Below are 14464 nucleotides of genomic sequence, written 5' to 3'. Positions count from 1 at the left end.
ACATACTACTTTACAATACGATTCCTTCCCAGAAACGCCCATGATTTGTTATTGAAACTGGTTTTACTAATTTGGATGAAGTATTGGATATAAATGGGATACCATCCTTTTTAAGGATATTAGTTTCAAAATTTATTTTATTAATTTGCTTAAAATGGAGTTTATTAGTAACCGCAATGGTATAAATAAACTCCTCTGAAATTTGCGTTTGTGTGTAATAAGTAAATCCATTACAACCTAATGTTCCCTTATTTTCAGTTTCAAAAAAACACTCGAGCTGTAAAGGTATATAAGCTCGAATTCCAGTTTCTCTATTGTAAATTTTATAAGCCGCTTCTTTTCTAGTCCATAAATTCCAGACCATTAGCTCGGGATTTATAGCATTCTTTATTAAAGATTGCTCTTTTTGGGTAAAAATCTTATCTAAAAAACCTTTTCTTTGCCAATTGCTTTCTTTTTGGGCTAAAGCCAAATCTACAATGTCATTTCCAATCATTTTTTTTAAAATTTTCTAAATTTTATCAGCTAATTTAGTAGAAATAATTTCGATCGCTGCTTTTACATTTAGCATTTGCTCCATTGATTCGTTATCAATAACAATATCATACTTTTCTTCAATATCTAAAATTACATCAACTAAATTAGCTGAATTTATTTTTAAATCGTTGATGAAATCGGTATGCTCTGTTAAGGCTTCAAATGCTTCTTTTTCTTGAACGTATGGTTTAATTATTTCTTTTAATTGTTCAATTATAATTTCTTTCTCCATGTTTATTTACTATTTAATACTACTATATTATTTTTTAACCAATCTCTAAGATAGTTGTTTACTGTTTCAATTTAGTTTTTAAATTTTTTAAAAATCAAACATCCATTCACATCTCCAAAACCAAAACTAGCTTTAGCTACTATATCTATATCTTGATTTATAACTTTTTGAGGTATTTTATTCTCGTCTACAACTGCCTTAATTTCTGGGTGTAAATCTTCACAATTGATGTTTGGAAAAATAAAACCGTGATACAATTGCAATACAGATGCAACACTTTCTATACTTCCGGCTGCGGAAAGACAATGTCCCACCATAGACTTTAAGGAATTTATGTAAGGAAAATCTAAACCATTTCTTTGCAAAGCTTCACTCCAATTCTGGATTTCCAAACTATCTTTTGATGTGGCAGTCAAGTGACCATTTATAACATCAATAGCTTCTGGTTTTATTCCCGCATCAGCAATAGCATTTACAATACATTTTTGCACTGCAATTGGATTTGGAGCTGTCATAGTTCCTAAACCGCGTTGTCCTCCTGAATTTACATTTCCTCCTAGAATTTCAGCATAAATTTTGGCCCCACGAGCGAGAGCAGTTTCGAGGTCTTCTATTACTAAAGCCCCTGCTCCACTTCCTGGAACAAAGCCAGAAGCGCTAGCACTCATTGGTCTTGAACCTTCTTCAGGTGTGGTATTGTGTTTAAAAGTACAAACCCTCATGGCATCAAAACCGCCCCATATATAAGGTCCAGAATCACTTGTACTTCCAGCCAAAATACGCTTTGCTTTTCCTTGTTTGATGCGCTCGTAAGCCATTAAAATACTTTCGGTACCTGTAGTGCAAGCTGAGGAATTGGTAGTTACCTGATTTCCCAGACCTAATTTACCTCCTAAATAGGCGCTTACGCCACTATTCATGGTTTGAGCCACAGCAGTGCTACCCAAACGTCTGGTTTGAAAGTCATCAATTTTATAAATACTTTCTCTAAATTTATCAATTCCAGAAGTTCCTGTACCAAAAATAGTTCCGCTATCCCAGTCAGGATCTTGGTTGTTTTCTACTGGTAATCCTGCATCTTTCCAAGCATCTATTCCTGCTATAACGCCATACAGTATACCAGAGGAATTAAAGTTACGAAGTTCTAACTCTGAAAAATAACGCAGTGATAATTCGTTAGAAATCTCTGGTTTACCGGAAATCTGACATGAAAATTGCAATCTTTCTAATTCTGGATCGTGTTTTATTCCTGAAATTCCATTTTTTATGGCATGAGTAAATGCTTCAAGCCCTACTCCGTTTGGTGCCACTATTCCAAGTCCTGTTATTACTACCCTCTTATTCATTTATAAAGTCAATTTTAGTAAGAATACAAATTTCAGTGACAACTGTAAACTAATTATACGATCATTCCAGCAATTGTTCCAGAGCAGACTACTTCTCCTTTTGTGTTTTTCATCCAAACCTTGCATTTTAATTTTCCAAATCTAAAATAAATTTTCTCTGAAAAAACAGTTACTTTTTCGTTAGGATAAACTCCTTTTAAAAAATCTATTTCTGTTGATGTTAAGGCAATTGATGTATTTTTACTAAATGTATCATTTAACAAAAACAGACCCAAACATACAAGGCCAATTTGAGCCATAGTTTCCGTCAAAATTACTCCTGGTGTTATTGGAAACTCTCTAAAATGACCTTTATAAAATTCTAGATTTTCATCAAAAGTAAAAGTACCTTCTACTCCTTTTTCATCAATATGAATGATTTCATCTACAAATAAAAAGGGTTTAGAATACGGTAATTTTGATATAATTTCTTGAAACTTCATTAACGAAATATTTTTTTATATTATAAATTCACTGATTATTTCATAATCGACATTAGTTTATATTCTCTGAATAGATGATAAATTTTAAAACTGTAATAATACTCTTTGAGCCGAAAATCCAGGGCCAAAACTCAACATTAAGCCTTTTGTGCCTTTTTTAGGATTATCATCCATAATTCGCTCTAAAACATATAAAACAGTTGCGCTAGACATATTTCCGTATAATCGCAAAACTTCTTTAGTATCATTAATATTTTTTCCCATATCCGAAAATAAAGCTTCTACGGTTTGCACAATTTTTTTTCCTCCAGGATGAAAAATTAAATGATCAATTTGAGCGATATCAAGATTATTTTTTTCTAAAAAAGGATTAATAATATTTGGAAAATGGGACGATATAGTTTCGGGAACCTCAATATCTAAGACCATTTGCAAGCCCGAATTAGTAAGTTTAAAACCCATCATATCGATATTATCATAAAAATGGTACATTTCTTCGGCCACCACTTCGGGACCTTCATCATCTTCATGAGAAGAAAGTAATACGCAAGCTGCGCCATCACCAAAAATAGCAGCGCTTACAATATTAGCCATCGAAAAATCATCCAATTGAAAAGTTGCAGTAGGACTTTCGACAGCAATAACAGCCGCTCTTTTGCCTGGATTCGCTTTTAAGAAATTCTTGGCATAAATAATTCCAGAAACTCCAGCAGCACAACCCATTTCAGTAACAGGAAGTCTGACAATATCTTGTCTCAGTTTTAGTTTATTTATCAAATAAGCATCTAAGGACGGAATCATAATCCCGGTACAACTTACTGTAATAATATAGTCTAAATCTTCTGGTTTCCATTGAGCTTTGACTAGAGCTTTTTCTAAAACTTTTTCTCCTAGATCAATCACCTCTCGAACATAAATATCATTTCTTTCCTCAAAAGAAGTTTTGGTAAAAACTTCGATAGGATCCATGATTGAATATCGTTTATCTACAGCGGCTCCTTCAAAAATTTTTTTTACTTTTCTGATAAATCGATCCTCTTGACCTACTAACCAAGCATCTAGAAAAGGGATTATTTCAGCTGTATTTCTGAAATATTTTGGTAACTGCTTTGTTACTGTTTTTATTTTTACACTCATATTTTTGAAATTATCCATTGGTATCTAAAAGCCCATCTCCAATGAATTTTATATTTACTAAAGTTTAATTTTTTAGAAAAAGCAACTAGCTCTTCTTTTTTAAATCCTCTTAATATTGAAACTAATCCATCTTCTCGAGACATCGCATTCAATTGAAAAACAAAGCACAACCCTTGAAACAAACGATAAGCAATTGCGCTTCGTTGTAAATCATTAATTACAATACCAATCGTTGCTGTTGTGTAAAAAGTGTTTAACAAATAAACAATTTCATCGTCTTTAAAATGATGTAATGTTAACGTGCATAATATAATATCATACTTTACATCAAGGAATTCTTTACTGAATATATCTTGGCATAAATAACTAATATTGGGATATTTTTCTGAAAGTTGTTTTGCGTGTGAAACCGTAAAATTATTAGCATCTATTCCAATTAATTTGAATTTTAAATTGTTTTTTAACCCAAATTCAGCTAAAGTACGCAGCATATCACCATTACCACAACCAACATCTACAATCACTATTTCGTTAGGAGTAGCCGGAAGCAAATCTTGGACTCCTTGTAAAGTTAACTTGTTTCCTCCTAAAAGCTGATTAATTTTAGCAATTTTGTCTAAAGCGTCACGCAGGATTTCTCCTTCCATAGCAAAATCGTCCATAATTTCAGGTTCGTCTGTCCTATATTTTGTATTTAATGCCATTTTATAAGTTGAAAGTAATTGGTTTTCCGTGTGTTTTTTTAATTATTACAGGCAATATAAACGGAAATACAGTTAATATACGCATTGCCAACGAAGATAGTTTTGGCTTCTGTAATAGATTAGATAATAATCGTCCCGTTTTAAGACGTCCTTTAAAATTTAAATCCCATTCTTTCTTGTATCTTTTCTCTAAATCTTCTCTAGATTTAATTTCTGTGCTGTAAAATTTACCTACCAACTCAGATACAATTTTAGCACTATTTATAGCCATAGCCATTCCGTTTCCGCATAAAGGATGAATTAAACCAGCAGTATCACCAATCATTAAAATGTGATTTTCAACACTTTCCTTTTTATCAAATGAGATTTGACTTATTGTTAAAGGATTTTCAAAAATTATTTTACTGTGATTAAATACATCTTTCAAATGAGGGTTTTTATTCACTACTTGCGCTTGATAATCACTAATGTTTTTATATTTTTTAAAAGTTTCATAATCGGCTAAATAGCAAATGTTTATACTATTATTTTCTACTTTAGAAACGCCACAATATCCACCACTAAAATTATGCAAACCGACCAAATCATCAGGGAAATTTCCAGAATAATGTGCTTTTACGGCCAACCAAGCTGATTTTTTCTGAATGAAATTACGATTTAATTTTTGATCTATGTTGGAGCGTTTGCCAAAAGCACCTATTACAATTTCTGATTTAAAAACTGTACTATTTGCTGTGCTTATCGTAAACTCATCCTCTTTGTAAACAATAGTTTCTACTGTATCTTGTATTATTTCACAGCCTACAGCGATTGCTTTTTTAAACAAATATTCATCTAAAACGTAACGACTAATTCCAAAACCTCCAAGAGGTAATTTACTTTTAATTATTTTGCCAGAAACGGTAGAAAACTCTAAACGAGTAATATTAGTGGGATTTAGGCTTGAGATATTTAAATCAAGAAATTTAAGATAAGACACTACTTCATTAGAAATATATTCTCCACAAACCTTATGTTTTGGGTATTCATTTTTTTCGAATAAAACAACTTTCATTCCGATTTTAGATAAATGTATAGCAGCTGTTAAACCCGCTAATCCTCCACCAACAATCACTATTTTTTTTTGTTCCATATCAGGTAAATTTAGCATTTTAGTGGAATAATAACATCTAAACCGTATTAAATTTTGATTAGTTTATGTAATAAAAAATTAAAATACTAGATTTGTTTGGTAATGAACACTCAAAATATAAAAAATGTACTATTAATCATCCCAATATTTTTTTTGGGAATATATTTTTGTGCCGGAATATTTTTTGACCCAAATTTGATTATTTATATTAAACCGCTTATAATCCCGTCATTTTTACTGTACGCTTTAGTTAATAATTACAATAAATTTAATCCTAATTATTATTTATTTGTCGTTTTATTTTATTTGAATGAATTGTTGCTTTTATTTTGGGAAGATTCGGCACAATTATTCAGAATGGCTTTAATAGCTTCTTTTTTTTGCTATCTATCTTTAATAAATTTAGGTTATAAATCAATAAAAAAAATAAAAATAGATACTGCACCAAGCGCTTTTACTTTATTTATTTTAACTCTCAACGTAGTTTTTTTATGCGCTATTCTATATATTTTAATATCTGCAATTGGTGACGAATATCTCAATATTATTTTAGTTTTTAATGCAATAGCGACCGTATTTCTTGGTGTTACAGCGGTTTTATATTTAGGAAAGTTTGCGGATAAAAAAGCATTTTATTATTTTTTTGGCTCTATAGCGTTAATATTTAATGATATATTTGCTGCGATAGGAACTTACTTTGTTGAGAATGTAATTTTAAACACTTTTGACAGACTCTTACATTTTACTTCGTTTTATCTCATTTATAAATTCATGATAACGGATAAAAAAAAGGCTAAAAATCTTATCACAGATTCTTAACCTTACTTTTCATTATATAAATTTTATTTAGATTTTACCTTCTTTTATTTCTTCAACAATTTCAGGATTTAGCAAAGTAGAAATATCACCAAAATTCGAATAATCGCCTTCTGCTATTTTTCGCAATATTCTACGCATAATTTTACCAGATCTAGTTTTTGGCAAGCCAGTAACAAACTGAATTTTATCTATTTTAGCAATTGGGCCAATATGATCTGAAATTAATTGATTAATTTCTTTTACTAAGTTTTCTCGAACTCGATATTCTCCAACTTCTTTCAAAATTACAAAAGCATATAATGCATTTCCTTTTACATCATGTGGAAAACCTACAATGGCAGATTCTGCAACAGCAGGATGTTCATTTATAGCATCTTCAATTGGTGCTGTTCCTAAATTGTGTCCAGAAACAATAACAACATCATCTTCTCGACCAGTAATTCTATAATAACCTACTTCATCTCTAAGCGCGCCGTCTCCAGTAAAATATTTACCTGGAAAAGCAGAAAAATAAGTGTCTTTATACCGCTGATGATCTCCCCAAATTGTTCGTGCAATACCCGGCCATGGAAATTTGATACAAAGACTACCATTTACTTGATTTCCTTCTATTTCATTTCGTTTATCATCCATTAATACGGGCTGAATTCCTGGCAATGGTAAGGAAGCATAAGTTGGCTTTGTTGGAGTGACAAAGGCAATAGGAGAAATAAGTATACCTCCAGTTTCAGTTTGCCACCAAGTATCGACTAAAGGACATCTTTTACTTCCTACATGGTCGTTGTACCAATGCCATGCCTCTTCATTTATAGGTTCTCCCACGGAGCCAATTACTTTTAAAGAAGTTAGAGGATGTTTTTGAACATATTCTAAGTTTTCTTTTGCCAAAGCGCGAATGGCCGTTGGGGCGGTATAAAATTGTGTTATTTTATGTTTTTCGATAATTTCCCAAAAACGACTAAAATCTGGATAAGAAGGAACACCTTCAAAAATAACAGTTGTAGCTCCATTTAATAATGGTCCATATAAAATATACGAATGTCCGGTGATCCAACCAATATCTGCGGTACACCAAAATACATCATTTTCTTCGTAGTTAAATACGTTTTTGAAAGTATATGCGGTATAAACCATATAACCCGCAGTAGTATGAACCATTCCTTTTGGTTTTCCTGTAGATCCAGAAGTGTAGAGTATAAATAAAGGATCTTCTGCATCCATTATTTCTGCTACATTATTATCACTAGCTTCATCTAAAAGAGGTTGCAACCATTGGTCACGACCTTCTTTCATATTTATCTCAGAATTAATTCTTTTGACTACTAAAACACTTTCTACACAGCTGCATTTGTCTAAAGCTTCGTCTATAATTCCTTTTAAATCAATTGTTTTATTTCCTCTGTATCCTCCATCAGAAGTGATAACTATTTTACATTCACTATCATTAATTCTGCTGGCAACGGCTGAGGCGGAAAATCCCGCAAAAACAACCGAATGTATGGCTCCAATTCTTGCACAAGCTAAAGTAGCAATGGCTAATTCAGGAATCATAGGCAAGTAAATACACACACGATCTCCCTTTTTTACGCCTTGTTCACGCAATACATTTGCCATTTTACAAACTCGTTCGTGCAACTCATTATATGTAATATGTAATGCTGTTTCTGAAGGATCATTGGGTTCGAAAATAATTGCAGTTTTGTCTCCTCTTTTAGCTAAATGTCTATCGATGCAGTTTTTTACAATATTTACTTTTGCTTCTGTAAACCACTTAATATCTGCTTCTGCCATATCAAACTCAACAACTTTATCCCATTGTTGGTACCAAGTAAAATTTTCTTGTGCTATTTTACCCCAAAATTTTCTAGGTTCACGAACTGATTTATTATAATGTTTAAAATATTGTTCTAGATTATCAATTTTGTAGTAGCTCATATTCAAATTTTTTATAAAAGTATTAAATCTCGCTCTATTCTTAAAATTATCACCATTATATATAATGATTCAAATCTAAAGACAACTAAAATTTAGAAAGGATTTTAATAGCTATTCAGATGATTTTTAGTTGCTAACAAATAAGAAAGCATAAAAAAACGACAAAGTTTAATTCTTTCTCGTTTTGTATCTGTATGCTTATATTGTAAAAACAAAAGTTGCTTTAACAAAATTTAAATCAGCTAATTATTTTTAATAACTAAAGATAATATTCTTTAGATTTATCCTAAATAATTTCAAGAATAGGGATTAATCCACTTAACTATAACCTCATTTAAAGTTAAGTGGATGTACAAGCCTTCCATTTGTTTTTAGATTTAATACCTTAACTAATTCAACATAGTACTAAACCATAGAATGCTAATCCCAGAATTTTTTTATTGTAAAATATAGTTTTTGAAAAGTTATCCTATTTTCTTCATTGCGGTCATAGATTCTCTCAACCATTCTCCAACCTCTTCTATTGGATGTTGACGAATACTTTTGTTTACGGCGATAAGAACTGCGTTTTCTACTGCATTAGAGTCAGAAAAAGGTTTCCCAATCACATTTGTATCAATGGATTTCATAAAGTCCGCTAATAAAGGTTTGCATGCATGATCAAATAAATAGCAACCATATTCTGCTGTATCCGAAATAATTCTATTCATTTCATATAATTTTTTTCTTGCCACAGTATTGGTAATCAAAGGCAATTCATGTAAGGACTCATAATAAGCAGATTCCTCTATAATTCCAGTTTCAGTCATGGTTTCAAAAGCTAACTCTACTCCTGCCTTAACCATTGCAATCATCAAAACGCCATTATCAAAATATTCTTGTTCAGAAATAGAAGTTGTTGTTGGAGCGGTTTTTTCAAATTTAGTTTCTGCAGTTGCAGCTCTCCATTTTAATAAATTGACATCATCATTAGACCAATCGATCATCATGTTTTTCGAAAATTCACCAGATATGATGTCATCCATGTGTTTTTGAAATAACGGACGTAATATATTTTTTAATTCATCTGCTAATCGGTAAGCTTCAATTTTTGAAGGGTTATTCAAACGATCCATCATATTGGTAATTCCGCCGTGCTTTAAGGCTTCCGTAATGGTTTCCCAACCATATTGAATTAATTTTGAAGCGTAAGCAGGCTCGATTCCTTTTTCAACCATTTTATCAAAACATAATATTGAGCCTGTTTGAAGCATTCCACAAAGGATGGTTTGTTCTCCCATTAAATCTGATTTTACTTCAGCAACAAAAGAAGAATTTAAAACTCCTGCTTTATGTCCGCCAGTCGCTACTGCATAAGCTTTGGCTTGTTCAAAACCAAAACCATTTGGATCATTTTCTGGGTGAACTGCGATTAATGTTGGCACTCCAAAACCTCTTTTGTATTCCTCTCTCACTTCTGATCCTGGACATTTTGGCGCGCACATTATTACGGTGATATCCTTACGAATTTGCATTCCTTCTTCTACAATATTAAAACCGTGAGAATAGGCTAATGTCGCACCATTTTTCATCAATGGCATAATGGCATTCACAACAGAAGTGTGTTGTTTGTCTGGAGTAAGATTACAAACTAAATCTGCTGTAGGTATTAATTCTTGATAAGTTGCCACTTTAAATCCATTATCAGAAGCATTTTTGAAAGAAGCTCTTTTCTCAGTAATAGCATCGGCACGCAAAGCATACGAGATATCTAAACCTGAATCTCTCATGTTTAATCCTTGGTTTAAACCTTGAGCTCCACAACCCACTATTACAATTTTTTTTCCTTGTAATGCTTTAGTTCCATCTGAAAATTCAGATTGATCCATGAATTCACAAACTCCTAATTGTTCTAATTGTAATCTAAGTTGTAATGAATTGAAATAATTTGCCATTGTTTCTATTTTAATGTTTTTGTGTTTTATTTTTGAAATACCTTCTTATTTTTAATTCCAATAAAAAGGTTCTATTGATTACTTAATGTTTCTAATAAAGAGGATATTTCCATTTTTTCTTTAGAAACTGATATTCTTCCAGAACGAACAAATTGCATAATTCCAAAAGGCTTTAATTTATCGTATAACGCTTCTATTTCGTTGCGTTGTCCTGATTTTGAAATCACAAAAAAGTCTCTTGCAACAGTAACAATTTCAGAATGACTTTCTTTAATGATATTTTGAATTTCTCTTTCGTCAAACAAAAGGTTGGATTGAATTTTAAACAAAGCATTTTCTAAGAAAATTGTTTCTTCATCAATATGATAAAATGCTTTAATGACTTCTATTTGTTTTTCAATTTGACCCACAATGTTCTGAACCCATTTTTCAGTTGTATCAACCACAATAATAAATCTCGAAACATTTTCTATTTCAGATTCAGATACATTTAAACTCAAAATATTAATATGGCGTTTCAAGAATATTCCAGATATTCTGTTTAATAAGCCAACGTTGTTTTCTGAATAAACAGAAATGGTGAATGTTTTATTTTCCATACTATTAGCTTAAGCGGATATCAGAAACTGATGCTCCAGTTGGGATCATTGGGAATACGTTATTTTCTTTTTCTACCATAACCTCTAAGAAATAGGATTCTTTTGAAGCCATCATTTCGGCGACAGCTGCATCAAGATCTTCTCGTTTGGTCACTTTTTTTGCTTTAATGTAATAGCCTTCAGCAATAGCTATAAAATTGGGATTTATCATCTCTGTAGAGGCATATCGCTTATCAAAAAACAATTGTTGCCATTGACGAACCATTCCTAAAAACTCATTGTTTAGCACGACAATTTTGACTGGAACTTTAGTTTGAAAAATGGTTCCTAGTTCCTGAATGGTCATTTGAAAACCACCATCGCCAATTATAGCTACCACTTCGCGATTGGGCATTCCCATTTTAGCACCAATTGCCGCTGGCAAAGCAAATCCCATTGTTCCTAAACCACCTGATGTTACATTACTTTTAGTCGAATTGAATTTGGCGTAACGGCAAGCAAACATTTGGTGTTGCCCCACATCCGAAACCATAATGGCATCACCTTTAGAGTGCTTATTAATCATTTCGATGGTTTCTCCCATAGAAATTCCTTTACCATTGGTTGGCTTTAACTCTTCATTGATAACCTGATCTAATTCAATTTGATATTTTTCTTTGAATTCATTGTGCCAAGATTCGTGCTTATTATTATTAATTTTTGGAAGCAAAGCAGTCAAAGACTCTTTCAAATCTGCTAAAACGGCTACTTCTGTTTTAACATTTTTATCAACTTCAGCTGGATCAATTTCAAAATGAATAACCTTTGCTTGCTTGGCATAAGTGGCCAAATTACCAGTAACTCGATCATCGAAACGCATTCCCAAAGCAATAAGAACATCGCATTCATTTGTGAGGACATTAGGACCATAATTTCCATGCATTCCAACCATTCCTACGTTTAAGGGATGATCTGTTGGCAATGCCGAAAGCCCTAAAATTGTCCAAGCAGCCGGTATTCCTGATTTTTCAACTAATTCTTTTAGCTCTACTTCGGCTTCACTAAGAATTATACCTTGCCCAAAAATGATAAAAGGTTTTTTAGCAGCATTGATCAATGCAGCCGCTTCATTCACTTTAGTGAAATTTAATGTAGGCTTTGGATTATAACTTCTAATACTAGTACATTTTTTATAACTAAATTCAATTTCGTCAAATTGAGCATTTTTCGTAATGTCTATTAGTACAGGACCTGGACGACCTGATTTGGCAATAAAAAAAGCTTTCGCCATTATTTCTGGAATTTCAGAAGCTTCGGTTATTTGATAATTCCATTTGGTCACAGGAGTCGAAATACCAATAATATCTGTTTCCTGAAAAGCATCTGAACCCAATAAGTGTTTACCAACTTGTCCCGTAATACAAACCATTGGGGTAGAATCAATTTGAGCATCTGCAATTCCTGTTACTAAATTAGTGGCGCCTGGACCTGAAGTAGCAATTGCCACTCCTACTTTTCCAGTTGCTCTTGCAAAGCCTTGTGCTGCGTGGGTTGCGCCTTGTTCGTGTCGGACCAAAACATGATGCAATTGATCTTGAAATTTATATAATTCATCGTAAACTGGCATTATCGCTCCACCGGGATATCCATAAACCAAGTCTACACCTTCTTCTAGCAAGCAACGTATAACGGCTTCAGCACCAGATATTTTATTATTTTTCATCCTTTTATCTTATTTTCAAACCTATTGAAATTTCATTTTATTAAAATTATTTTGACTTACTTGTCGGTGACACAACCTGTCGACGCACTTGAAACAGCTCTAGCGTATTTTAGCAAAACGCCTTTAGTCGCTTTTAATTCGGGTTGAACCCAAAGAGCTTTCCGAGCAGCAAATTCATCATCAGAAATTTTGAGATTGATTGTATTATTTTTGGCATCTATAGTAATTGTATCACCATTCTTGACGAGTGCAATTCCTCCACCATCAAAAGCTTCAGGAGTAATATGCCCTACAACAAAACCATGTGTACCTCCAGAGAATCTACCATCGGTAATAAGTGCAACTGAATTGCCGAGTCCAGCTCCCATAATAGCAGAAGTTGGCTTGAGCATTTCGGGCATTCCAGGACCGCCTTTTGGACCACAATTTCGAATAACAACTACATTACCAGGATGAACCAAACCACTTTGAATTCCTGGAATAACTTCAAATTCACTTTCGAAAACGATAGCTTCTCCTTCAAAAAATTCTCCTTCATTACCACTAATCTTTGCTACAGAACCTTCCTCAGCTAAATTTCCATACAAAATTTGAATGTTACCTGTAGGTTTTAATGCTTTTTGTATTTCATGAATTACCTCTTGACCATTACTTAAATTGGGAACTGAAGCTAAATTTTCAGCAACTGTTTTCCCTGTAACGGTCAAACAATCTCCATGAAGCAAACCTTCTTTTAATAAATATTTCATTACTGCGGGAACACCACCAACTTGATGTAAATCTTCCATCATGTATTTCCCACTTGGCTTTAAATCAGCTAAAACAGGTGTTTTATTACTGATATCCTGAAAATCTTTTAAAGTAATTTCGATATTTACAGCATGCGCCATTGCAATAATATGCATCACGGCATTAGTTGATCCACCCAGAACGGCTACCATCATAATCGCATTCTCAAAAGCTTTTCGAGTCATGATATCGGTAGGTTTAATGTCTTTTTCTAACAAAAGTCGTATCGCTTTACCAGCAGCAACGCACTCTTGTTTTTTTTCATCACTTAATGCTGGATTTGATGAACTATAAGGCAAACTCATTCCCAAAGCTTCAATTGCAGAGGCCATAGTGTTTGCAGTATACATTCCGCCGCAAGCGCCAGCTCCTGGACAAGCATTCTGAATTACCCCTTTAAAGTCTTCGTCAGTGATTGTATTATTAAATTTTTTTCCCAAAGCTTCAAAAGCTGAAACAATATTTAAGGATTCTCCTTTCCATTTTCCGGAGTGAATTGTGCCTCCATACACCATAATTGCAGGACGATTTACTCTTCCCATTGCCATTATGGCTCCTGGCATATTTTTGTCACAACCTGGAATTGCAATTAAACTGTCATACCATTGTGCGCCCATAACAGTTTCTATAGAATCAGCAATTACATCTCTAGAAACTAGTGAAAAACGCATTCCATCTGTGCCATTTGAAATTCCGTCACTAACTCCAATGGTGTTAAAAATTAAACCCACCAAATCAGCATTCCACACTCCTTTTTTTACCTCTTTTGCAAGATCATTAAGGTGCATATTACAAGTATTTCCCTCATAACCCATACTCACAATTCCTACTTGCGCTTTCTTTAAATCGTCTTCTGTTAAACCAATTCCGTAGAGCATTGCTTGTGCAGCAGGTTGTGTTACGTCTTGAGTTATTGTTTTACTGTACTTGTTTAATTCCATTATATTTGATTTTGTATTTTAATTTTTTTCCAAAAAAAAACCTCCCAAATGATGGGAGGTTTTAAATATATTTTTCAATTATACCTATACCATTTCCCTTGCATATGTGTTTACCACAATGACAATAATAATAAGAGAAATAATAATTGAGTTTTGCATTTGTTTATTTTTTACA

General features: G+C 32.8%; 13 protein-coding genes. 1 reads left to right on the top strand and 12 read right to left on the bottom strand.

The window, feature by feature from the left end; translation table 11 throughout:
• Positions 1–10: 10 nt before the first annotated feature.
• The 7 genes from H2650_RS11480 to H2650_RS11450 all read right to left on the bottom strand — a co-directional run bounded on the left by H2650_RS11480 (position 11) and on the right by H2650_RS11450 (position 5618).
• The gene (locus H2650_RS11480) at positions 11–496 is read right to left on the bottom strand and encodes a 4'-phosphopantetheinyl transferase superfamily protein (RefSeq protein WP_188050957.1); all 486 of its coding nucleotides are present in this window, start codon (positions 494–496) and stop codon (positions 11–13) included.
• A gap of 15 nt (positions 497–511) precedes the next feature.
• Positions 512–769 (bottom strand): acyl carrier protein, encoded by a 258-nt coding sequence (locus H2650_RS11475; RefSeq protein WP_188050956.1) that lies wholly within the window; start codon positions 767–769, stop codon positions 512–514.
• Between the two features lie 71 nt (positions 770–840).
• Positions 841–2115, bottom strand: coding sequence for a beta-ketoacyl synthase (locus tag H2650_RS11470; RefSeq protein ID WP_188050955.1), 1275 nt, complete (start codon positions 2113–2115; stop codon positions 841–843).
• A 53-nt stretch (positions 2116–2168) separates the two neighbouring features.
• Positions 2169–2597 carry a 3-hydroxyacyl-ACP dehydratase FabZ family protein gene (locus H2650_RS11465; protein ID WP_188050954.1) on the bottom strand — a complete coding sequence of 143 codons (429 nt, stop codon included), beginning with the start codon at positions 2595–2597 and terminating at the stop codon, positions 2169–2171.
• Positions 2598–2681: 84 nt separating this feature from the next.
• Complete coding sequence (locus H2650_RS11460; protein WP_188050953.1) at positions 2682–3734, bottom strand: type III polyketide synthase; 1053 nt, start codon at positions 3732–3734, stop codon at positions 2682–2684.
• Positions 3731–4438, bottom strand: a complete 708-nt coding sequence (locus tag H2650_RS11455; RefSeq protein WP_188050952.1) for a methyltransferase domain-containing protein — start codon at positions 4436–4438, stop codon at positions 3731–3733. Before H2650_RS11455 ends, H2650_RS11460 begins: the two co-directional genes overlap by 4 nt.
• Position 4439: 1 nt before the next feature.
• A complete protein-coding gene (locus tag H2650_RS11450; RefSeq protein WP_370566869.1) occupies positions 4440–5618 on the bottom strand; it encodes an NAD(P)/FAD-dependent oxidoreductase in 1179 nt (392 codons plus the stop codon).
• A 54-nt stretch (positions 5619–5672) separates the two neighbouring features.
• Between H2650_RS11450 and H2650_RS11445 the strand changes: the two genes are divergently transcribed.
• On the top strand, positions 5673–6389 hold the full coding sequence (locus H2650_RS11445; protein WP_188050950.1) for a hypothetical protein: 717 nt from the start codon (positions 5673–5675) through the stop codon (positions 6387–6389).
• A 27-nt stretch (positions 6390–6416) separates the two neighbouring features.
• On the opposite strand, the gene acs is transcribed toward H2650_RS11445, so the two are convergent.
• The 5 genes from acs to ilvD form a co-directional block, all read right to left on the bottom strand.
• Positions 6417–8324: an acetate--CoA ligase gene (gene acs / locus H2650_RS11440; RefSeq protein WP_188050949.1), complete on the bottom strand. Its 1908-nt coding sequence runs from the start codon at positions 8322–8324 to the stop codon at positions 6417–6419.
• A gap of 464 nt (positions 8325–8788) precedes the next feature.
• Positions 8789–10258, bottom strand: coding sequence for a ketol-acid reductoisomerase (gene ilvC, locus H2650_RS11435; RefSeq protein ID WP_188050948.1), 1470 nt, complete (start codon positions 10256–10258; stop codon positions 8789–8791).
• Positions 10259–10329: 71 nt separating this feature from the next.
• Positions 10330–10857, bottom strand: a complete 528-nt coding sequence (gene ilvN, locus H2650_RS11430) for an acetolactate synthase small subunit (RefSeq protein ID WP_188050947.1) — start codon at positions 10855–10857, stop codon at positions 10330–10332.
• Positions 10858–10861: 4 nt separating this feature from the next.
• Entirely contained in the window at positions 10862–12559 is a 1698-nt protein-coding gene (gene ilvB / locus H2650_RS11425; RefSeq protein ID WP_188050946.1) for a biosynthetic-type acetolactate synthase large subunit, read from the bottom strand.
• A 56-nt stretch (positions 12560–12615) separates the two neighbouring features.
• Positions 12616–14289, bottom strand: a complete 1674-nt coding sequence (ilvD, locus tag H2650_RS11420) for a dihydroxy-acid dehydratase (protein WP_188050945.1) — start codon at positions 14287–14289, stop codon at positions 12616–12618.
• Positions 14290–14464 lie beyond the last annotated feature (175 nt).

This window comes from Flavobacterium sp. GP15 (genome assembly GCF_014281985.1).
GTDB lineage: Bacteria > Bacteroidota > Bacteroidia > Flavobacteriales > Flavobacteriaceae > Flavobacterium > Flavobacterium pygoscelis.
Note: the sequence above shows the minus strand (reverse complement) of the source record. Positions and strands in the feature narration are given on the sequence as shown.

Coding starts and splice junctions, on each gene's coding strand:
- H2650_RS11460 (WP_188050953.1), bottom strand. CDS start 3,734: ATGAGTGTAAAAATAAAAACAGTAACAAAGCAGTTACCAAAATATTTC.
- H2650_RS11445 (WP_188050950.1), top strand. CDS start 5,673: ATGAACACTCAAAATATAAAAAATGTACTATTAATCATCCCAATATTT.
- acs (WP_188050949.1), bottom strand. CDS start 8,324: ATGAGCTACTACAAAATTGATAATCTAGAACAATATTTTAAACATTAT.
- ilvN (WP_188050947.1), bottom strand. CDS start 10,857: ATGGAAAATAAAACATTCACCATTTCTGTTTATTCAGAAAACAACGTT.
- ilvB (WP_188050946.1), bottom strand. CDS start 12,559: ATGAAAAATAATAAAATATCTGGTGCTGAAGCCGTTATACGTTGCTTG.
- ilvD (WP_188050945.1), bottom strand. CDS start 14,289: ATGGAATTAAACAAGTACAGTAAAACAATAACTCAAGACGTAACACAA.
- H2650_RS11455 (WP_188050952.1), bottom strand. CDS start 4,438: ATGGCATTAAATACAAAATATAGGACAGACGAACCTGAAATTATGGAC.
- H2650_RS11475 (WP_188050956.1), bottom strand. CDS start 769: ATGGAGAAAGAAATTATAATTGAACAATTAAAAGAAATAATTAAACCA.
- H2650_RS11465 (WP_188050954.1), bottom strand. CDS start 2,597: ATGAAGTTTCAAGAAATTATATCAAAATTACCGTATTCTAAACCCTTT.
- H2650_RS11470 (WP_188050955.1), bottom strand. CDS start 2,115: ATGAATAAGAGGGTAGTAATAACAGGACTTGGAATAGTGGCACCAAAC.
- H2650_RS11480 (WP_188050957.1), bottom strand. CDS start 496: ATGATTGGAAATGACATTGTAGATTTGGCTTTAGCCCAAAAAGAAAGC.
- ilvC (WP_188050948.1), bottom strand. CDS start 10,258: ATGGCAAATTATTTCAATTCATTACAACTTAGATTACAATTAGAACAA.